The 21,400-nt window shown below is 46.1% G+C and carries 22 protein-coding genes; all 22 read left to right on the plus strand.

All coding sequences use genetic code 11. The annotated features are described in order from the left end of the window. Positions 1-91 precede the first annotated feature (91 nt). Entirely contained in the window at positions 92-2,191 is a 2,100-nt protein-coding gene (gene flhA, locus R7O03_RS21015; RefSeq protein WP_054576339.1) for a flagellar biosynthesis protein FlhA, read from the plus strand. A gap of 28 nt (positions 2,192-2,219) precedes the next feature. Beyond that, a complete protein-coding gene (gene flhF, locus R7O03_RS21020; RefSeq protein ID WP_033907111.1) occupies positions 2,220-3,737 on the plus strand; it encodes a flagellar biosynthesis protein FlhF in 1,518 nt (505 codons plus the stop codon). Between the two features lie 14 nt (positions 3,738-3,751). After that, on the plus strand, positions 3,752-4,639 hold the full coding sequence (locus R7O03_RS21025) for a MinD/ParA family protein (RefSeq protein ID WP_005380498.1): 888 nt from the start codon (positions 3,752-3,754) through the stop codon (positions 4,637-4,639). Next, positions 4,632-5,366 (plus strand): RNA polymerase sigma factor FliA, encoded by a 735-nt coding sequence (locus R7O03_RS21030; protein ID WP_005380499.1) that lies wholly within the window; start codon positions 4,632-4,634, stop codon positions 5,364-5,366. Before R7O03_RS21025 ends, R7O03_RS21030 begins: the two co-directional genes overlap by 8 nt. Positions 5,367-5,411: 45 nt before the next feature. Further along, on the plus strand, positions 5,412-5,780 hold the full coding sequence (cheY, locus tag R7O03_RS21035) for a chemotaxis response regulator CheY (RefSeq protein WP_017635949.1): 369 nt from the start codon (positions 5,412-5,414) through the stop codon (positions 5,778-5,780). 118 nt (positions 5,781-5,898) lie between these two features. Beyond that, on the plus strand, positions 5,899-6,639 hold the full coding sequence (locus R7O03_RS21040) for a protein phosphatase CheZ (protein ID WP_005380502.1): 741 nt from the start codon (positions 5,899-5,901) through the stop codon (positions 6,637-6,639). Between the two features lie 9 nt (positions 6,640-6,648). Then, positions 6,649-8,889: a chemotaxis protein CheA gene (locus tag R7O03_RS21045; protein WP_167415376.1), complete on the plus strand. Its 2,241-nt coding sequence runs from the start codon at positions 6,649-6,651 to the stop codon at positions 8,887-8,889. Between the two features lie 29 nt (positions 8,890-8,918). Then, on the plus strand, positions 8,919-10,031 hold the full coding sequence (locus tag R7O03_RS21050) for a protein-glutamate methylesterase/protein-glutamine glutaminase (protein WP_025767174.1): 1,113 nt from the start codon (positions 8,919-8,921) through the stop codon (positions 10,029-10,031). A gap of 8 nt (positions 10,032-10,039) precedes the next feature. Next, positions 10,040-10,819 (plus strand): ParA family protein, encoded by a 780-nt coding sequence (locus R7O03_RS21055; RefSeq protein WP_005380505.1) that lies wholly within the window; start codon positions 10,040-10,042, stop codon positions 10,817-10,819. Next, the gene (locus R7O03_RS21060; RefSeq protein ID WP_318131999.1) at positions 10,809-11,873 is read left to right on the plus strand and encodes a chemotaxis protein CheW; all 1,065 of its coding nucleotides are present in this window, start codon (positions 10,809-10,811) and stop codon (positions 11,871-11,873) included. The genes R7O03_RS21055 and R7O03_RS21060 overlap by 11 nt, the downstream gene beginning before the upstream one ends. A 35-nt stretch (positions 11,874-11,908) precedes the next feature. Continuing rightward, positions 11,909-12,403 (plus strand): chemotaxis protein CheW, encoded by a 495-nt coding sequence (locus R7O03_RS21065; RefSeq protein ID WP_005380507.1) that lies wholly within the window; start codon positions 11,909-11,911, stop codon positions 12,401-12,403. Positions 12,404-12,416: 13 nt separating this feature from the next. Then, positions 12,417-12,911, plus strand: a complete 495-nt coding sequence (locus tag R7O03_RS21070) for a DUF2802 domain-containing protein (RefSeq protein WP_025998721.1) — start codon at positions 12,417-12,419, stop codon at positions 12,909-12,911. A gap of 290 nt (positions 12,912-13,201) precedes the next feature. Next, positions 13,202-13,819 (plus strand): cytochrome c biogenesis heme-transporting ATPase CcmA, encoded by a 618-nt coding sequence (gene ccmA, locus R7O03_RS21075; protein ID WP_005380511.1) that lies wholly within the window; start codon positions 13,202-13,204, stop codon positions 13,817-13,819. A 1-nt stretch (position 13,820) separates the two neighbouring features. After that, entirely contained in the window at positions 13,821-14,489 is a 669-nt protein-coding gene (ccmB, locus tag R7O03_RS21080) for a heme exporter protein CcmB (RefSeq protein ID WP_005380512.1), read from the plus strand. Positions 14,490-14,598: 109 nt separating this feature from the next. After that, positions 14,599-15,342, plus strand: a complete 744-nt coding sequence (locus R7O03_RS21085; RefSeq protein WP_005380513.1) for a heme ABC transporter permease — start codon at positions 14,599-14,601, stop codon at positions 15,340-15,342. 11 nt (positions 15,343-15,353) lie between these two features. After that, entirely contained in the window at positions 15,354-15,560 is a 207-nt protein-coding gene (gene ccmD, locus R7O03_RS21090; protein ID WP_005380515.1) for a heme exporter protein CcmD, read from the plus strand. After that, positions 15,557-16,042 (plus strand): cytochrome c maturation protein CcmE, encoded by a 486-nt coding sequence (gene ccmE / locus R7O03_RS21095; protein WP_318132000.1) that lies wholly within the window; start codon positions 15,557-15,559, stop codon positions 16,040-16,042. Before ccmD ends, ccmE begins: the two co-directional genes overlap by 4 nt. After that, positions 16,039-18,015 carry a heme lyase CcmF/NrfE family subunit gene (locus R7O03_RS21100; RefSeq protein ID WP_318132001.1) on the plus strand — a complete coding sequence of 659 codons (1,977 nt, stop codon included), beginning with the start codon at positions 16,039-16,041 and terminating at the stop codon, positions 18,013-18,015. Before ccmE ends, R7O03_RS21100 begins: the two co-directional genes overlap by 4 nt. Position 18,016: 1 nt before the next feature. Beyond that, positions 18,017-18,571, plus strand: a complete 555-nt coding sequence (locus R7O03_RS21105; protein WP_005380518.1) for a DsbE family thiol:disulfide interchange protein — start codon at positions 18,017-18,019, stop codon at positions 18,569-18,571. Further along, the gene (locus R7O03_RS21110) at positions 18,568-19,053 is read left to right on the plus strand and encodes a cytochrome c-type biogenesis protein (RefSeq protein WP_137282295.1); all 486 of its coding nucleotides are present in this window, start codon (positions 18,568-18,570) and stop codon (positions 19,051-19,053) included. Before R7O03_RS21105 ends, R7O03_RS21110 begins: the two co-directional genes overlap by 4 nt. After that, on the plus strand, positions 19,053-20,267 hold the full coding sequence (gene ccmI / locus R7O03_RS21115; protein WP_137282294.1) for a c-type cytochrome biogenesis protein CcmI: 1,215 nt from the start codon (positions 19,053-19,055) through the stop codon (positions 20,265-20,267). The genes R7O03_RS21110 and ccmI overlap by 1 nt, the downstream gene beginning before the upstream one ends. Positions 20,268-20,483: 216 nt before the next feature. Then, complete coding sequence (locus tag R7O03_RS21120) at positions 20,484-21,257, plus strand: VacJ family lipoprotein (RefSeq protein WP_005380523.1); 774 nt, start codon at positions 20,484-20,486, stop codon at positions 21,255-21,257. The last annotated feature ends 143 nt before the right edge of the window (positions 21,258-21,400 follow it).

Raw genomic sequence — 21,400 nt, forward strand, 5'->3', positions numbered from 1 at the left:
ATCAACCCTACCTAAACTTTTAGGCTAAAGCGGTCGCGTATTAATAGTAAGAGCTTACGTGACGCTTCAATCGATTGAGATCTCTCGCAGTATGAAGTTAAGCCTGCCGTTTGCAGATAAATTGCCACGAATCCCTCAACGTGAAATGCCAGCTATTGGTGCTCCGGTGATGGTTTTGGCCACCCTAGCGATGGTGGTACTGCCGATTCCAGCATTTTTGCTGGATATGTTCTTCACCTTTAACATCGCGCTGTCGATGGTGGTGTTGTTAGTGACCGTTTACACACGTCGCCCTTTGGACTTCGCTGCTTTTCCAACGGTATTGCTGATCGCCACGTTGCTCCGCTTGGCTTTGAACGTTGCCTCGACTCGTGTCGTCTTACTGCATGGTCATGAAGGCGGTAATGCGGCAGGTAACGTAATTGAGGCGTTCGGTAACGTCGTTATTGGTGGTAACTACGCGGTCGGCCTAGTGGTTTTCCTCATCTTAATGATCATCAACTTTATGGTGGTGACCAAAGGTGCGGGTCGTATCTCTGAGGTAAGTGCTCGCTTTACGCTTGATGCGTTGCCGGGTAAGCAAATGGCGATTGATGCGGACTTGAATGCCGGATTGATAGACCAAGAGCAGGCAAGAGTTCGTCGTTTTGAAGTGACCAAAGAAGCGGATTTCTATGGCTCGATGGATGGTGCCTCGAAGTTCGTAAAAGGGGACGCGATTGCCGGTATTTTGATTCTGTTTATCAACATCGTCGGCGGTCTGTCGATCGGTATGGCGCAGTATGGATTGGGTTTCGGTGAAGCGATTGAAATCTATACCTTACTGACAATCGGTGATGGTTTGGTCGCACAAATCCCATCGCTATTGCTGTCGATTGCAGCGGCAATGATGGTGACGCGCCAAAACACCGATGAAGACATGGGTGAACAGCTGGTCTTCCAGATGTTCGACAACCCAAAAGCGCTGATGATTACTGCGGCTATTCTTGGTGTGATGGGCATCGTACCGGGCATGCCACACTTTGCGTTTTTGAGCCTTGCAGTCGCGGCCGGTGCAGCGGCATATTTCATCGACAAACGGCAGAAGCAGAAAGCGAAAGAGCCCGCTTTACCAGCAACAGCAGACGAAGGTGCAGAACCTTCCTCACAGCGCGAACTGTCTTGGGATGACGTCCAGCCAGTCGATATTATTGGCTTGGAAGTCGGTTATCGCTTAATCCCTTTGGTGGACAGAGACCAAGGTGGGGAACTGTTAGAGCGCGTAAAAGGCGTGCGTAAAAAGTTATCGCAAGATTTTGGGTTCCTAATTCCAGCGGTTCATATTCGTGACAATCTTGAGCTGACCCCAAACAGTTACCGAATTACATTGATGGGAGTTGCGGTGGGCGAAGCAGAGATTCGTCCGGATCAAGAGCTAGCGATTAACCCAGGTCAGGTGTATGGCATGATTGATGGTGAGCCAACCATTGACCCTGCTTTTGGACTGGAAGCCGTATGGATCCGAGAAGATCAGCGAGAGCACGCGCAGGCTCTGGGTTATACGGTTGTTGATTCATCAACGGTATTAGCGACGCACCTAAGCCAGCTATTGACCAACAACGCATCACAGCTAATTGGCCATGAAGAAGTAGAGAATTTATTAGAAATGTTGGGACGCAGCGCGCCTAAGTTGGTCGAGAACTTTGTTCCTGACCAATTACCATTAGGTGTGGTGGTGAAAGTCCTACAAAACTTGTTAAACGAGGCCATTCCAATCCGCGATATTCGCACGATTGTTCAAACTTTGGCTGAGTACTCAAGTAAGAGTCAAGAAGCTGACATATTGACGGCAGCAGTTCGAATTAGTCTTAAACGCCTAATTGTTCAAGAAATCAATGGTATAGAGCCTGAGCTACCAGTGATTACTTTGATACCCGAACTGGAACAAATATTGCATCAAACTATGCAAGCATCAGGAGGCGAATCCGCGGGGATTGAACCGGGACTCGCTGAGCGATTGCAGTCTTCACTAAGCCAAGCGACACAGGAACAAGAACTGAAAGGCGAACCTGCCGTTCTGCTTACTTCCGGTGTATTACGCTCGACATTGGCAAAATTTGTGAAGAACACAATACCTAATCTCCGGGTACTGTCTTACCAAGAAATACCGGATGAAAAACAGATCAGAATTGTGCAAGCCGTGGGTAACTGATCTCACGCATCATTAATGGATTCATAGTTTGAAAATAAAGCGATTTTTTGCCAAAGACATGAGAACGGCGCTGCTCCAAGTGAAAGAGGAGTTAGGCGCGGAAGCGGTGATCATGTCAAACAAGAAAGTGGCTGGTGGAGTAGCGATTGTTGCGGCGATAGATAGTGAATCTAATCCGTCTCAAGCAAGCGCAGCGTCACAGCAAAATCGCGGTGCTTCTCAATCGAATCGCTATAACGAACATCGTCAAATGTCATCGTCTTCTGCTGATCGTTACCAAGATCGTCATTTAGATGAAGATAAAATTAGCCTGAACAGTAATAACAGTAACAATGAAAAAACAGGCTCAATGACGCAGCGATTCGCTAATATGCTTAAGCAATATAGCGGTGGTGCAGCAGATGCTGACGATCACGTAGCGGAAAATGAAGATTCGCTCTCTGCTTTGCTGCAACGCCAAAATAAGCATCGCGACGGCTACAACCAAGAAAAGCCAGCGCCATATCAACCAGATTCACCTTTGGCGAAGCTAATCGCACAGGACAATCGATTTGAACGTCCGACGCCCAAGCTGGACCCGACGCGCTATGACCGACGTCGCCCAAGTGATGAGCGTGACGAATCGGCCGATGAGCTAGAAAGCATGCGCGAAGAGATGACGTCAATTCGTCGTCTGTTGGAGCACCAAGTTTCTGGCCTGATGTGGCAAGAAGTAGAACGCCGTGAGCCGCTAAGAGCAATGCTGATTAAGCGCTTAGAGCGAATGGGCGTTTCTCCGGAGTTAGCAGACCAGATGGCCTGTTATATTCCGGAAGATACAAAGCCAGCGCGAGCGTGGAAAGCGTTATTGTCGCTGGTGGCGGATCAAATCAATATTCCTAAACAGGACATTTTAAAACGTGGTGGCGTAGTCGCATTGTTGGGTCCGACGGGGGTTGGGAAAACAACAACCGTAGCGAAACTCGCAGCACGCGCAGCCATGGAATACGGTGCCGACAATGTGGCCCTTGTGACAACAGATACATATCGCATAGGTGCACATGAGCAGCTCTCAATTTATGGAAGAATCATGGGTTGTCCCGTAAGAGTTGCTAAAGATTCTAACGAGTTAGCCGATGTTATATATCAGCTAAGAAACAGAAGACTGATTTTGGTCGATACGGCAGGGATGGGGCAACGAGATGTGAGGCTTTCCGAGCAGCTCGACACTCTAATGCAAGAGAGCGGAGAAGTGATTCACAGCTACCTTGTTTTGCCGGCTACCGCACAACGTCGTGTTCTACAAGAAACGCTGGATCACTTCCGACGTATACCACTTTCGGGTTGTATTATGACGAAGCTTGATGAGTCATTAAGCCTAGGCGAATTCATCAGTGTAGTGATTCAAAACGCAATGCCAGTAGCTTACATCGCTAATGGTCAGCGCGTACCAGAAGACATTGTGATAGCGCAACCAAAATATATGCTTGCGAAAGCAAATGAACTGTTAGAGAAGTCGACAGAGAACGAACCTCACTTTTGGAACAGTGACAGTGAAGGACTCTAAGGCGGCGGACTACTATGACTGAGAATATGATACACGATCAAGCAAGCGGCCTCCGTCGCTTAACACAACCATCGTTGACCAAAGTGATTGCTGTTACTGGCGGCAAAGGTGGTGTGGGGAAATCAAACGTAACACTGGGTCTGGCGATTTGTATGGCTCGCCAAGGCAAGAAGGTGATGGTTCTCGACGCTGATTTAGGTCTGGCCAATGTGGACGTGATGCTCGGAATTCGTGCAAAACGTAATCTAGGACATGTCTTAGCGGGTGAATGTGAGCTAAAAGATGCGATTGTCGAAGGGCCTTATGGTATAAAGATAATTCCTGCAACTTCTGGCACACAGAGCATGACAGAGCTTTCTCACGCTCAGCATGCCGGACTCATCCGAGCATTTGGTAGTCTTGAAGACGAAATGGATGTCCTGCTGATTGATACCGCTGCTGGTATCTCTGACATGGTAATCAGTTTTTCGCGAGCAGCTCAAGATGTGGTTGTAGTTGTGTGTGATGAACCGACGTCAATCACAGATGCCTATGCATTAATCAAGCTGTTGAGTAAAGAACACCAAGTTCAACGCTTTAAAGTTGTAGCAAATATGGTCAGAAGCTACCGTGAAGGGCGAGAATTGTTTGCAAAGTTGACACTAGTCACAGAGCGATTCTTGAATGTTAGCCTTGAACTCGTAGCATGTATTCCATTAGATGATAAAGTACGACAGGCTGTAAAAAGACAAAAAATTGTCGTTGATGCGTTCCCACGCTCGCCTGCCGCTTTAGCTATCAGCTCACTAGCAAACAAAGCGTTGACGTGGCCACTACCGAAAACACCAAGTGGACACTTGGAATTTTTTGTGGAAAGGTTGCTAAATCGTACCGAATTCGCAGAGGACCCTTTTGGTGAATAAAGCGATAACCTATGACCAACATGGCAAATTTAATAGCCAGCAGGCGTTCATTGAACGTTATTCAGTGTTGGTTAAGCGCATTGCTCACCACCTACTAGGCCGTTTACCGCCGAGTGTTCAGGTAGAGGATTTAATTCAGGCCGGCATGATCGGTCTTATCGAAGCTCAGCAGAATTATGATGGTTCTAAAGGTGCGAGCTTTGAAACTTATGCAGGTATCCGTATTCGTGGCGCAATGTTAGATGACATGCGTAAAGGCGATTGGGTACCGCGTTCTGTTCATAAAAATAATCGAGAGATTAACCAAGCGATTGCGGAGCTGGAAGGCGAATTAAATCGAGATCCTACTGATTCTGAAGTAGCCACGCATCTCGGTATGACACTGGATCAATATCATAGTGCTCTTACCGATATCAACTGCTCAAAATTAGTCGGTATTGAAGATTTAGGCGTTTCTGATGATGTGATTTCACCGGCGGATGAAACCGATGACAGCAACCCATTCAAAGGGGTAGTTGATGAATCATTTCGAAAAGCACTGGTTGAATCAATAAAACAGCTTCCAGAGCGTGAAGCTTTGGTTCTTTCGCTTTATTATGATGAAGAACTCAATTTGAAAGAAATTGGCGATGTGTTAGGCGTAAGCGAATCTCGCGTAAGTCAAATACTGAGTCAAGCGATGCAACGTTTACGTACCAAGCTCAGTGCGTGGACACAAAATGACTAAAAACACTGATTTTACGATTCAGTGGAGGCAATTTTGAATAAAAACATGAAGATCCTTATTGTTGATGATTTCTCAACAATGCGCCGTATTGTTAAAAACCTGCTTCGTGACTTGGGTTTCAATAACACTCAAGAAGCGGACGATGGTTTAACCGCATTACCAATGCTGAAAAAAGGTGACTTCGATTTTGTTGTAACTGACTGGAACATGCCAGGTATGCAAGGCATCGATTTGCTTAAACACATCCGCGCGGATGCAGAACTTAAGCATCTGCCAGTTCTAATGATCACGGCTGAAGCGAAGCGTGAGCAGATCATTGAAGCTGCTCAAGCAGGTGTAAACGGCTACATTGTTAAGCCATTTACTGCTGCAACATTAAAAGAAAAATTAGATAAAATTTTCGAGCGTTTATAACTCTCTCTTTCTCTTTGTTATTCGAGTCATTCATACCAATTATTAAATACCTATTAAATGACTCGTTTAGCGTTTTCAAAGTGATAAGAAGAACTAAACGTAAAAGGGTCTATTCAGAATGATCTCACTAGAGCAGGCGAAGTCACTCGTTCAAATGCTAGAAAACGGGGAACAAGACCAAGCCAATATGCTTGTTGCCTCGATTTACGAAGGTGCCGATAACCCAATGCTGCAAGAAATTGGAGCGTTAACTCGAGACCTTCACGAATCACTCAAGCAGTTCAGTCTCGATCAGCGCATGACCGAAATTGCGAAAGACGAAATCCCTAACGCTAGGGATCGTCTCAATTATGTGATCGAGAAGACAGAGCTTGCAGCCAACAAAACAATGGATGCGGTCGACTGCTGCCTTCCTATCGCTGATAACCTGCATGATTGCCTTCTAAAAGTTCGTCCTCAATGGAATGAACTCATGCACGGGCGCATAGAATTAAGCGAATTTAAAGCACTGTGTCACCGAATCGACGGGCTATTAGTGCAAGTCGAAGGTGACAGCACTGAATTGCGCGGCCAATTGACCGAAATTCTCATGGCGCAAGACTTCCAAGACCTAACTGGCCAAATCATTCGCCGCGTAATTACGTTGGTTAATGAAGTTGAAGGCCGCTTAGTGGAAATCCTAACCGTATTCTCTGGAAATAAACTTGAAGAACATATTCAAGTTTTGTCAGAACCGGCAGATAAAAAGAATACACAAACAAGCGAAGCCGAAGGCCCGATTCTTCATCCAGAACTGAGAGAAGATGCGGTTTCATCGCAGGACGAAGTCGATGACTTGTTGTCCAGTCTTGGATTTTAAAGGTAACGTATGAGCTACGATTTAGACGAAGATATTCTTCAGGACTTTCTCATTGAGGCTGGGGAAATTCTCGAGCTGCTTTCTGAGCAGTTGGTTGAATTGGAAAATAACCCAGAAGACAAAGACTTACTTAATGCTATTTTCCGCGGGTTTCATACCGTAAAAGGCGGTGCCGGCTTCCTTTCATTGGCAGAGCTAGTCGATACTTGTCATGGTGCGGAGAACGTGTTCGACGTTTTACGAAACGGTCAACGCACGGTAACGCAAAACTTAATGGATACGATGCTAAAAGCTTTGGATACGGTTAATACCCAGTTCCAGGCTGTTCAAGATCGTGAGCCGTTAGAAGCTGCGGACCCTGAGCTTCTTGAAGAACTTCATCGTCTATGCAAACCTGAGTCAGAAGATGAAGTAGCGGCAACCGTAGTTGAAGAACCAGTGGCTACTCCAGAACCTATTATTCCCGAGCCTATCATCGAAGAACCGGCTGCACCGTCAGCACCATCAAGTGTCGGCTCTGTTGATGAAATTACCCAAGACGAATTCGAAAAGCTACTGGATGAGCTTCATGGTAAAGGTTCAGCGCCAGGCGCCTCAATGTCTGCGACATCTACAACGCCATCTGAACCGCCTCAATCGAGTGCACCATCAGTTGAAAGTGGTGATATCACTGATGATGAGTTTGAACGTTTACTCGATGAACTGCACGGTGTAGGAAAAAGTCCTTCTACGGCAGAGGCTGCTGCATCTGCATCCGTACCAGTAGAGCCACCTAAAGCGGCAGAGCCTTCCGCTCCAGTGTCATCTTCATCAAATCAAGACAGTGACTTAATGACGGACGAAGAGTTCGAAAAGTTACTCGATGAGCTACATGGTTCAGGTAAAGGTCCAACGCTAGAAGAATTGGACATGGCAACGAAGCCAGCGTCAGCAAACGTAGAGCAAAGCCCTGCGAAACCTGAGCCTGTTGCTAAGCCAGCACCCGTTCAAGCAGCGCCAGCACCAAAGCCAGAATCTAAACCAGTCGCGGTAAAAGAAGAAGCCAAAGCACCAGCGGTTAAAAAACCTCAGGCTGAAGCAACCGTTCGTGTTGACACCTCGACGCTTGATACCATCATGAACATGGTGGGTGAGCTCGTATTGGTGCGTAACCGTCTACTAAGCCTTGGTTTGAATAGCGACAACGAAGAGATGTCCAAAGCGGTCGCTAACCTTGATGTGGTAACTGCGGATCTACAAGGCGCGGTAATGAAAACGCGTATGCAGCCAATTAAGAAAGTGTTTGGCCGTTTCCCGCGCGTTGTCCGTGACTTGGCTCGTAACCTAAATAAAGACATCGTGCTAGAAATGCGCGGTGAAGAAACCGATCTCGATAAAAACCTTGTAGAAGCATTGGCCGATCCGTTGATTCACTTGGTGCGTAACTCGGTTGATCACGGTATTGAAATGCCAGACGCACGCGCGAAGGCCGGCAAATCACGTACAGGTAAAGTGATTTTGTCAGCATCGCAAGAAGGGGACCATATTGAACTATCCATCGTAGATGATGGTGGCGGTATGGACCCGAACAAACTGCGTGGCATCGCGGTGAAGCGTGGCATGATGGATGAAGATGCGGCGGCACGTTTAACAGATAAAGAGTGCTTCAACCTTATCTTCGCACCTGGCTTCTCAAGTAAAGATAAAATTTCTGACATCTCTGGTCGTGGTGTGGGTATGGACGTGGTTAAGACGGCGATCAATACCTTAAACGGTTCAATCGATATCGATTCTGAGCTAGGCAAGGGCACTAAGATTACGATCAAAGTACCACTAACGTTAGCGATTTTACCGACTCTGATGGTTGGTGTTGGCGGTCATCCTTTTGCTCTACCACTGGCTTCGGTGAGTGAAATTTTCCACTTGGATCTTAGTCGTACAAACGTGGTAGATGGTCAGCTGACGATTATTGTGCGTGAGAAATCTATCCCACTATTTTACTTACAAAACTGGTTGGCATCCAAATCGCAAAACGTCCAAGAGCGTACTGGTCACGGTCACGTGGTGATTGTACAGATTGGTAACCAGCGCGTTGGTTTTGTTGTGGATACGCTTATTGGTCAAGAAGAAGTGGTTATTAAGCCACTCGATAATCTATTACAGGGCACTCCAGGTATGGCTGGTGCGACAATTACTAGCGATGGCCATATTGCATTAATTCTAGATGTGCCTGATTTACTTAAGCGATATGCTGCGGCTTCACGCCTTTAAGCAAAGCTGACGTTATTAAAAGGAATAAGATGGCGATTAAAGTACTAGTCGTTGATGATTCGAGTTTTTTCCGACGTCGCGTGAGCGAAATCATCAACTCAGAATCGCGCCTAGAAGTGATTGACGTTGCGGTAAATGGTAGAGAGGCGGTTGAGAAAGCCAAATCTCTCAAACCTGACGTCATCACGATGGATATTGAAATGCCAGTGATGGATGGCATTACAGCTGTACGTGAAATTATGGCCGCTGCTCCAACGCCAATTCTAATGTTTTCGTCCCTGACCCACGACGGGGCGAAAGCTACGCTTGATGCGCTAGATGCGGGCGCATTGGACTTCTTACCGAAAAAGTTTGAGGACATTGCGCGTAACCGTGAAGAAGCGGTGTCATTACTTCAACAGCGTGTGATTCAGATTGCCTCGAAGCGCGCTTTCATGCGTCGACCTATCGCTCGCCCAACAGCGAGTACCAGCACGACTACTCGATCATTAGGTTCAAGAACGGCTTCACCTGTGACTCCAACACCAACTCGACCTGCTGCGACAAAGTACCGTGCTTCTGGTAAGAAGTATCAACTGACGGCAATTGGCACATCAACAGGTGGCCCCGTTGCTCTACAAAAAATTCTGACGCGTTTGCCGATGAACTATCCGCATCCGATTGTATTGATTCAACACATGCCAGCAACGTTTACTGCTGCGTTTGCCAGCCGTTTGAACACCTTGTGTAAGATTCAAGTGAAAGAAGCACAAGATGGCGATGTGTTACAGCCCGGTGTGGCATACCTTGCACCAGGTGGGAAACAAATGATGGTGGATGGACGAGCGGGCGCTGCTCGTCTTCGCATTATTGATGGCGGCGACCGCATGAACTACAAACCATGTGTGGATGTGACTTTTGGTTCTGCCGCAAAAGTATATGGCGACAAAGTGCTCTCTTTAGTGTTGACAGGCATGGGTGCAGACGGTCGTGAGGGCGCTCGCATGTTGAAGTCTGCAGGCTCAACAATTTGGGCACAAGATGAAGAAAGTTGTGTTGTTTATGGCATGCCCCAAGCGGTTGCTAAAGCAGGCATTTCTTCAGAAGATTTACCGCTTGACCGCATTGCTGAACGCATGTTGGTGGAAGTTGGCCTAGCTTAGGATTCATCATGATTGTTTGGAGTGTAGCTAACCAGAAAGGAGGCGTGGGTAAAACCACCTCAACAGTGACATTGGCGGGCTTATTGAGCCAGAAAGGCCATCGAGTATTGATGGTTGATACTGATCCTCACGCCTCACTGACTACTTATCTCGGTTATGATCCTGATGCAGTAACTTCGAGCCTATTTGATTTATTCCAGTTGAAGACGTTTTCTCGTGAGACGGTTAAACCGTTGATTTTAGAAACAGAGCTGGAAGGAATGGATATCATTCCCGCGCATATGTCCCTTGCCACGCTTGATCGCGTAATGGGTAATCGCAGTGGTATGGGATTAATCTTAAAACGGGCGCTGCAAACTGTCTCACAAGACTATGACTATGTGTTGATTGATTGTCCGCCAATCCTTGGCGTGATGATGGTGAACGCGTTGGCAGCCAGTGACCGAATTTTGATTCCTGTTCAAACAGAGTTTTTGGCGATGAAAGGTCTAGAGCGCATGATGCGTACGCTAACCATTATGCAAAAATCTCGCCCGGGCGGTTTCAAAGTGACTATCGTCCCAACCATGTACGATAAGCGCACGAAAGCGTCATTGCAGACATTGATGCAACTGAAAAAAGATTACCCAAATCAAGTGTGGACCTCAGCGGTGCCTATTGATACCAAGTTCCGCGATGCCAGTTTAAAGCACTTGCCAGCGTCGCATTTTGCATCTGGTAGTCGTGGTGTGTTTGCCTATAAACAGCTACTGATTTATCTGGAGAGGTTGGCGTTCGATGAGCAGTAATGATGTGCTGTCCAGTGAACAAGCACTTGATGACTACTTTAATGCATTACTGGATGATGAAACTGAAATAACGACTCTTGAGGAAGACCTTGACCTGTTGGCTCAAGAGGTATCATCTGCAGAGCCAGAGCCAGAGCCAGAGCCAGAGCCAGAGCCAGAGCCAGAGCCAGAGCCAGAGCCAGAGCTAGAATTACAGCTACAATACTCGGAGCCAGAAACGTACCAGTTTCAAGAAACATATCCGCCAGAGTTGGAAGCTCCAAACCTGGAAGATGTTCAAAGGCTATTAAGTCAGCTTGAAGCAAGCAACCCAGTGGCTGAGTTGGATATTGATAGTATTCTTGAACAAAATACGATTGATATTGCAGCAGAGATAAAAGCGGCTGAGCCTGAGGTACAAACCTTTAGTGAGGTGCCTGAGCTTCAGGGTGTTGAGGAAATACAGGACTGGGTGATTGATGAGCCAGTTTTTGAGGAAGCGCAACCAGAGGTGGATGAACCTCACGCAGTGATCGAACAAAGTATCAATATAGAATCGAACGTCGATACTGAACTCGAAACACAAGCAGATTCCGATATACCAACGGTCTGGGAAAGCACGAAGCGAAGTGAGGACTTCCAAGTTCTTTACTTTGATGTGAATGGTGTCACGTTTGCTGTACCTCTTGATGAGTTAGGTGGTATTCATCGCATTAGCGAGCTTAACCATTTGATAGGAAAACCCGCCTGGTATTTGGGGCTACAAACAAATCGCGAGCAGCAGTTTGATGTCGTCGATACCGCGAAATGGGTGATGGCAGATAAGCTTCGTGATGATAGCTATAAAGATAACTACCAATATGTCGTCATGCTTGGTGAGAGCATGTGGGGGTTGGCCAGTAACCAATTAATGGGGACTGAAACGCTTAATATCGACAAGGTTCGCTGGCGTGAGCAGGCGGGTAAACGCCCTTGGCTAGCGGGCATGGTAAAAGAAAAAATGTGTGCCTTAATTCATGTCCAGGCGCTCATTGACATGCTAAACGCCGGTTTAGATGTCAAATCACTGAATTAGATTTAAGTCGGGAACGACATTAACGAGGATTAACTATGTCTCAAGCTTTTGAAGTAGAAGTGAAGAAAGATGCATCGAATGACGAAGTTCTTCAGTGGGTGACGTTCCAGCTAGAAGAAGAAACGTACGGCATCAACGTAATGCAAGTTCGTGAAGTACTTCGTTATACTGAAATTGCCCCTGTTCCAGGTGCACCAGATTATGTACTTGGTATCATCAACCTACGCGGTAATGTAGTTACTGTTATCGATACACGTTCACGTTTTGGCCTGATGGAAGGCGAAGTCACTGACAACACTCGTATTATTGTGATCGAGTCTGAGCGTCAAGTGATTGGTATCTTAGTAGATAGCGTGGCAGAAGTTGTTTATCTGCGTTCTTCTGAAATTGATACGACGCCTTCAGTTGGTACCGACGAGAGTGCGAAGTTCATCCAGGGTGTGAGCAACCGTGACGGCAAGCTTCTTATCCTTGTGGATTTGAACAAGCTGCTAACAGATGACGAGTGGGACGAGATGGCTCACCTTTAATGGCTGAATGATGATGGCTGAAGAGACTCTTTTATCTGCTCCATTCCTTGCGGGTGGCGTCGCTTTTATCGTGTTGGTATTGGTTGTTTTGCAACTGCGGATTCGCTCGGGGTTACAAAAGCAGTTAGATCAACAACGAGCTCAATCTCGACACGCAGATAAAGAAGTGCAAAAGTTGAGTAAGCAGTTACTCGAAGTGCGCTCGGTTGTCGTTGGTCTTGGACAAAAAGTGACGGAGCAACAAGACATTATTCAGCACTTAAACGAGAGAATTCGCGAACTCGAACACGCTGATACTGATGGTCGCTTGTACAGTCGCGCTTCTAAAATGGTACAGCTTGGCGCTGATATCAACGAGCTGATTGAAGAGTGCGAACTACCAAAAGCCGAAGCTGAGTTGATGCTTTCACTGCAGAAGAAACTGGCAGGGAAAGAGAAGATTCCACCATTAAGTGGTCAGCCATCAGATGACGCAGAATATCCAGCGCGTGGACGTCGTCGACGCTAAAGGTTATCAAGCGATAAAAAAGAGGCGTTATTACGCCTCTTTTTTTGTTTTTAGCCGCTAATGCTCTTCTTAAATACAACCCTAGATAACCTTCAGTCGATCTTGCTCTTAGTTCTGGCCTCTCAAATTCAAAATGAGCGCTTATAACTACTTATAGTTAATTTTATTAAAGTGTGATGATTAATTAACAAAAATACATGAACTTACATGTAACCTAGCCCTCTTATCCTGTTTTGTCATAACTAAGCTGTGCTAATATAGCGGCTCGTTCATTTTTTAGTTGAAGCTCTATGTTAGAAGTGTCTAACCTGACAGCAATCCGTGATGAAAGGGTTCTGTTTGAAAACCTGCAGTTTGAAATTAAGCCTGGTGAATTGGTCCAGATCGAAGGGCGTAATGGTACTGGTAAAACTACATTGCTACGGATTGTGACAGGGTTAGGTGATAGAGAAGAAGGTGTCATTAAATGGAAAGGCGAAGAGGTTGAAAAATCTCGTGATGTTTTCCATCAAGATCTGCTTTTCTTAGGACATCAAACAGGAGTGAAACGAGAGCTTACCGCATTAGAAAACTTACGTTTTTATCAATCTATTCAAAATAATCGCTCTTCAGACGAAGAAATCTTTATCGCTTTGACTCAAGTAGGATTAGCTGGTCGAGAAGATGTGCCTGTAGCACAACTTTCCGCAGGTCAGCAACGACGAGTCGCATTGGCAAGGTTATGGCTCAGTAAGCAAATTTTATGGATTTTAGATGAGCCGTTGACTGCCATTGATAAGCAAGGCGTCAAGGTGCTTGAATCTTTGTTCGCAAGTCATGCTGATAATGGCGGTATTGTTGTGTTGACGACGCATCAAGATATGTTTGCGGACAGCCCGAAACTTAGAAAAATAAAGCTGGGTGACTGATATGATTTCCTCGATGACCACCATCATTCGTCGTGAGCTCCTAATCGCATTTCGCCGTCAGGCAGACATTCTGAACCCGTTGTGGTTCTTTATTATTGTCATTACTCTCTTTCCTCTGAGTATTGGACCAGAACCTAATTTGTTAGCACGTATTGCAGCAGGCATCGTTTGGGTTGCCGCATTGCTGTCCGCCTTATTATCATTAGAGCGTCTATTTCGTGATGATTTTCAAGACGGTGCACTAGAACAAATGATGCTAATGCCGATTCCATTGCAACTTGTAGTGGTTTCAAAGGTCATAGCACATTGGTTGTTAACAGGGTTACCTCTGATTTTAATTAGCCCATTATTGGCGGTTTTACTTTCGCTCGACTTCAATACTTGGCTATCGGTTGTATTAACCTTGATGATCGGTACACCAACACTAAGTTTTATTGGCGCCATTGGTGTGGCGTTGACTGTTGGGTTGCAAAAGGGTGGCGTTCTTTTGAGTTTGCTTATTCTTCCGCTCTACATCCCAATTTTGATTTTCGCAACATCGGCAATTGATGCTGCCGCACTCGGTATGGCGTATAACGGTCAACTAGCGATTTTAGGTGCGATGCTAATGGGGGCGATGACATTAACGCCTTTTGCCATCAGTGCCGCATTACGAGTTAGTGTCAACTAACTCAATAAAGTGCCAATGAAGCGGCGCTTGATCAAAGAATTATTATTAAAGCACTGCTACGGTCTCAACCCTTTAGACAGTGTCCCTGAAGTAAGAGTGAGAACAAAACATGTGGAAATGGCTACATCCTTATGCCAAGCCAGAAGCAGCTTATCGTTTGAGTGGTAAGTTTCTGCCTTGGTTTTCTGTATTGGCCCTCGTATGCTTATCGGTTGGTACGGTTTGGGGGCTTGCATTTGCGCCTTCAGATTACCAACAAGGTGACAGTTTCCGAATCATCTACATTCATGTCCCATCAGCTATTTGGTCTATGGGCGTTTATATGTCGATGGCGATCGCTGCATTTATTGGCCTAGTATGGCAAGTTCGCCTATCTGATATGGCGGCACTTGCGATGGCTCCGATTGGTGCAGTATTTACTTTTATTGCTCTACTTACAGGTGCTGTTTGGGGCAAGCCTATGTGGGGCACTTGGTGGGTATGGGATGCCCGTCTTACATCTGAATTGATTCTTCTATTTCTCTACCTTGGTGTGATTGCGCTTTACCATGCGTTTGACGATCAAAAAACCGCCGCAAAAGCTGCTGGTATTTTAGCGATCGTAGGCGTAGTAAACCTACCTATCATTCACTTTTCCGTGGAATGGTGGAACACGCTTCATCAAGGTGCGACGATCACGAAATTTGAACAACCTTCTATTTCATCCGACATGCTTTGGCCGTTATTGCTGAACATCTTTGGCTTTGCGTTTTTCTTTGGTGCCGTGACGATGGTCCGTTTTCGTAACGAAATCATCAGTAAAGAAAGTCACCGCCCTTGGGTGCGCAAACTCGCAACAGAACAAACTCAGTGAGGTAACTGATTATGCATTTTGAATCTCTGAGCGACTTTTTTGCCATGGGTGGCTACGCATCATACGTATGGAGTGCGTTTGGTATTACTTTCTTATCCATGCTGATTCTTCTGATCACTAGCCTTCGCCGCGGTGATGCATTATTGAAAGAAGTGAAAGCAAAAATTGACCGTCAAGCTCGTATCGACGCAGCGAAGAACATGGAGAACACCTTATGAACCCGAGACGTAAAAAGAGGCTAGGTATTGTACTAGCGATCTTTATCGGTATTAGTGCCACCGTTGGTTTGATACTTTATGCGCTTAACCAAAATATGGACCTTTTCTACACTCCAACGGAATTGGTTAATGGTAAGCCAGATGGCACCAAGCCAGAAGTAGGCCAGCGTCTGCGTATCGGTGGAATGGTGGTTGTGGGCTCAGTTCGTCGAGATCCTAATTCTTTGAAAGTGAGTTTTGACCTGCACGATGTCGGTCCGAAAGTGACGATTACCTATGACGGTATTCTTCCTGACTTGTTCCGTGAAGGGCAGGGTATTGTTGCTCAAGGTGTACTGAAAGATGCCACGACAGTTGAGGCATTTGAGGTCCTAGCGAAGCACGATGAAGAATACATGCCACCAGAAATTGCAGAAGCGATGAAGAAAACGCATGAACCGCTTCAATACAGCACCGAACAGAAACAAGGAAGCGGCCAATGATTGCTGAAATCGGTCACTTTGCTCTCATTCTTTCGCTTGCAATGGCTGTGCTGTTGAGCGTATTGCCATTGTGGGGAGCATCGAATAATAACACCATGCTCATGAACACAGCGCGACCGCTATCTTGGTCTATGTTCCTGATGCTGTTGTTCTCTTTCGCCATTTTATGTTGGGGATTTTATACCAACGACTTCACGTTACAGTATGTAGCGAGCAACTCGAATAGTCAGCTTCCTTGGTACTACCGTTTAACCGCAGTATGGGGTGCGCACGAAGGTTCACTGTTGCTATGGGTTTTAATCCAAGCTGCTTGGACTGTCGCTGTAGCGACGTTTAGTCGTGGTATGCCGCAAGAGTCGGTTGCACGTGTACTTGCTGTTATGGGCATGATCTCAGTAGGTTTCCTACTGTTTATCATCCTGACGTCAAACCCATTCCTACGTACGTTACCGTTCTTCCCGGTTGACGGACGTGACTTGAACCCTCTGCTTCAAGATCCTGGTTTGATTGTTCACCCGCCAATGCTTTACATGGGCTATGTTGGTTTCTCGGTTGCGTTCTCTTTTGCGATCGCATCCCTAATGACCGGACGCCTTGATACGGCTTGGGCTCGTTGGTCTCGTCCTTGGACAACTGCAGCATGGGTATTTTTAACACTTGGTATCGCACTAGGTTCTTGGTGGGCTTACTACGAACTTGGCTGGGGTGGCTGGTGGTTCTGGGACCCAGTAGAAAACGCATCATTCATGCCTTGGTTAGCGGGTACCGCATTAATGCACTCTCTTGCCGTGACAGAAAAACGCGGCACATTTAAAGCGTGGACGGTACTATTGGCAATCTCTGCATTTTCGTTGAGTTTGTTGGGCACCTTCTTAGTCCGTTCTGGTATTTTAGTATCGGTGCATGCGTTCGCGTCTGACCCGTCGCGCGGTATGTTTATTCTAGGCTTCCTCGTTTTCGTTATCGGCGGTTCTTTATTGCTGTTTGCCGTAAAAGGGGCAGCAGTGCGTGTACGAGGTAACTTCGACTTAGTCTCACGTGAAAATGCGCTCTTAGCCAACAACGTATTACTTATCGCCGCTCTTGTTGTGGTGTTAGTGGGGACACTGTTGCCGCTCGTACACAAGCAGCTTGGTTTGGGGTCGGTCTCTATCGGTGCGCCATTCTTTGACATGCTGTTTGCGTGGTTAATGATGCCATTCGCTTTCCTGCTTGGTATTGGTCCTCTTATTCGTTGGAAGCGAGACAATTTATCTAAACTTGTGAAACCAATGCTCGTTTCAGGTGTGCTTGCTTTCGCCTTGGCCGCGCTATGCGTGTACCTGTTTGCCGATTTCTTCTCAACCATGGCTTACATTGGTTGGGTGATGGCGATTTGGATTATTGCGATGCATGGCTTTGAACTGTACGAGCGCGCAACGCACCGTCATAGCTTTAGTGAAGGTGTTCGCAAGCTGCAACGTAGCCACTGGGCAATGATGTTGGGTCATGTTGGTCTGGCGGTATCTGTTATCGGTATTGCGATGGTACAGAACTACAGCATCGAGCGTGATGTACGTTTAGCACCTGGCGAACACTTCCAAATTCAAGGCTATGATTTCTACTTCTCAGGCTTGCGTGATAAAGATGGTCCAAACTACGATGGCTACATCGCAGACTTTGAGATCACACACGATGGCAAATACGTGAATACGCTTCACGCAGAGAAGCGCTTCTACCGTACGGCTAAGTCTATGATGACTGAAGCAGCCATTGACCGTGGTATTAGCCGCGACTTATACATTGCAATGGGTGAACGTTTAGACGACAACCGATCTTGGGCTGTTCGTATTTACTATAAACCGTTCGTTCGTTGGATTTGGGCTGGCTCTTTGATTATGGCATTAGGCGGCGCACTAGCGATTTCTGATAAACGCTACCGCTTCCGTAAATCGCCGAAGAAAAATGCGAAGTCAAAAGAGCCGGAGGTATAACATGAATAAGAAAATCTTATTTATTCCGCTTGTCGCTTTCATGATTCTAGCGGGCATTTTCGCAACCCAATTAATGCGTAACCAAGAGGGCGATGATCCAACTAAATTGGAGTCGGTTTTGGTTGGCAAGCCAGTTCCTGAATTTCATTTAGAAGACCTGGCTGAGCCTGGAAAACAGTACGACCAATCAATTTTTAAAGGTGAACCGTTGCTCTTGAACGTTTGGGCAACGTGGTGCCCAACGTGTTATGCAGAGCATAAATACTTAAACGAATTGGCGGGTAAGGGCGTTAAGATCATCGGTATGAATTACAAAGATGATCGTAATAAAGCAATAGGTTGGCTGAATGATCTCGGCAACCCGTACTTGATCAGCCTATTTGATGGTAGTGGTATGCTTGGCCTTGACCTTGGCGTTTATGGTGCTCCAGAAACATTCATTATTGATGCAAATGGTGTGATTCGCTATCGCCATGTAGGGGATGTAAACCCACGTAATTGGTCAGAAACACTGGAGCCGCTTTACAACAAATTGGTTGAGGAGGCGAAGCAATGAGAAAGCTAATTCTTGCCGTTTTTGCTGCGATGACATTATCTCTTGCTGCTCATGCGGCCATTGAAGTGTACGAGTTTGATAATTTGGAACAAGAACAGCAGTTCAAAGAGTTAAGCCATACGCTCCGTTGCCCTAAATGTCAGAACAATACGATCTCGGATTCTAACGCTGAACTTGCTCAGGACTTACGCCATAAGGTGTACGAAATGACCAAAGAAGGTAAGTCCAAAGATGAGATTGTTGATTACATGATCGCCCGTTACGGTAACTTCGTGAGTTACAACCCACCATTTACGGTCGCGACTGCGATTTTGTGGCTAGGGCCACTCGCTGTAGTACTGGGTGGTTTTGGTTTGATTGTACTGCGTAGCCGTAAATCTAAAGTTAAGGCAAAAGCGAGCAGTGACGAGCAATGGGATGAGCAAAAAGAAGCTCGTTTAAAAGCATTGCTTGAAGAAGAGAACAACGGAGATAAGAAGTAATGACACTATTTTGGATTTCCACCGTTGCTCTCACGCTTATTGCTTGTGCGCTGGTGGCTTTGCCGCTGATTAAACAAAAAGCGAACAATGATGATGTGTTACGCGATGAGCTCAACAAGGCATTTTATAAAGACCGACTATCTGAGCTTGCAGAAGAAACTGACGAAGGTCTGGTTGAAAGTGAAGACGAACTGATTTCTGATCTAAAGCAATCACTGCTTGACGATATCCCTGGTGATAAAGCGCAAAAAGAAACCAAGGTTTCTCCAATCGCGGTTTTAGTTCCATCGGTAATTCTGACGGTGGTGCTGAGCTATGGTTTGTATTATAAATTTGGCGCGTCAGACGATATTGTTCAATGGCAAGAAGTGTCTGCAAATCTACCTGAGTTATCGAAAAAGCTGATGTCGGCTTCTTCTGAGCCGCTGAGTGACGATGAAATGGCGGATTTGACCCTTGCGCTTCGAACTCGCTTACATTACCAGCCGGAAGACTCGACAGGTTGGTTACTGCTAGGTCGTATTGCGTTAGCAAATCGTGATGTCACCACGGCTATCGATGCGATGGAAAAATCATACCGCCTAGAGCCCAAAGATCCTGATGTGATGTTGGGTTATGCACAAGCTCTGATGCTGTCTCAAGAGGAAATGGATCAAGCGACGGCTCGCTCATTACTCGGCAAGCTGATGCAGCAAGACTATGTCGACCTGCGTGTGTTTTCTTTGTTAGCGTTCGATGCGTTTGAGCGTCAAGACTTCCCGGCAGCCATCAAGTACTGGGGAATCATGCAGCAAATGATTGGTCCAGAAGATAGCCGCTACGAGATGTTGTCACGCAGTATTGAGAGTGCTCGTAAGCAAATGGGCGAAGCGGTTTCACCGGATAAGAGTGTAGCTGTGACAATTAATGTGGCACCAAATGCTCAGTTGGATCCAAACGCAGTTCTGATTGTGTCAGTACATCGTTCAGATGGCTCCCCAATGCCTGTGGCTGCTGCTCGTTATCCGCTAGGTACTTTCCCTCGCACAGTCGTATTAGATGATGGCAATGCCATGATGCAAGGGCAAAAGTTATCTACACTCGATAAGCTAATCGTCCGTGTGCGTGTAGATTCTGACGGTAACGTAGCAACGCGTGATCAAGATTGGCACGGAGAAAGTGACGTCGTTGAATTTGGCGCACCAGTAGAAGTGACCATTGATCAGCAGTATTAATTGTTAACATCTGTCTCTGAAACATGACAACGAGGTAGAGTCAGTTGCCTTTAGTGGTATGACTCTAAACGATCGAGTAGAATACCGAAGGCCAGCGATTGCTGGCCTTTATTTATTCCCATATCTGAGTCATCTTTACTATGTATCCTGCTCAACATACGTACAATGGTTAATCGGGGTGACTTAGGTACATTAATAGTCGTTATGGAAAATAAAATGTATAACAAGGGTAAATCTACCTTCTTGTTGCTGTTAGCCGTTGGACTGGTTGGCTGTTCAAGTGCGCCTGATGAAGCAGTAACAGGACAAGAAACAAATCAAACGACTTCTGATGTGTATGACCCGTTGGAAGGCTTTAACCGAACCATGTGGGAACTCAACTACGAATATTTAGATCCGTATTTGGTTCGTCCTGTATCACTTGCGTATGTAGAATACACGCCAGTTCCTATTCGTTCTGGTATCGCTAACTTCTTATCGAACTTAGATGAGCCAGCAAGCATGGTTAATAACTTAATCATGGGTAATGGTACGAAAGCCGTGGACCACTTTAACCGTTTTTGGATTAACTCGACGTTCGGTATTTTCGGTTTATTCGATATTGCAAGTGCCGCGGGTATTACGAAGTACGACGAGAAAGCGTTCAGTGATGCAGTAGGCCACTATGGTGTTGGAAATGGTCCTTACTTCATGGTTCCAGGTTATGGTCCGTATACCTTACGTGAAGTGACAGATACCGTAGATAGTACGTATTTACCCCTCTCTTATCTCAACTTCTGGGCGAGTTTGGGTAAGTGGGCGTTTGAAGGAATGGAGAAGCGTGCTTTGTTAGTACCGCAAGAAGCGCAGCTAGACTCGTCGCCGGATCCATATATTCTTACTCGCGATGTTTATATCCAGCGTCAAAACTTTAAAGCAGAAGTTGAAACGGTAGAAGAAGTTAACATCGAAGAAGAAGAGTATTTAGATGAATATCTAGAAGACTTTTAAGCGTTGTTCTTCATAATCGAGAAATGAAAAAAGGCTTAGCTGATGCTAAGCCTTTTTTGTATCTACTGTGCCGTCCTAAATAAGGTTGACACTTTCCACCCCCCAAAATTGGAGAGTGTTATGAAATCAACAACTAAAAGAAC

The sequence above is a fragment of the Vibrio sp. Vb2960 genome (assembly GCF_033337665.1).
Lineage (GTDB): Bacteria > Pseudomonadota > Gammaproteobacteria > Enterobacterales > Vibrionaceae > Vibrio > Vibrio alginolyticus.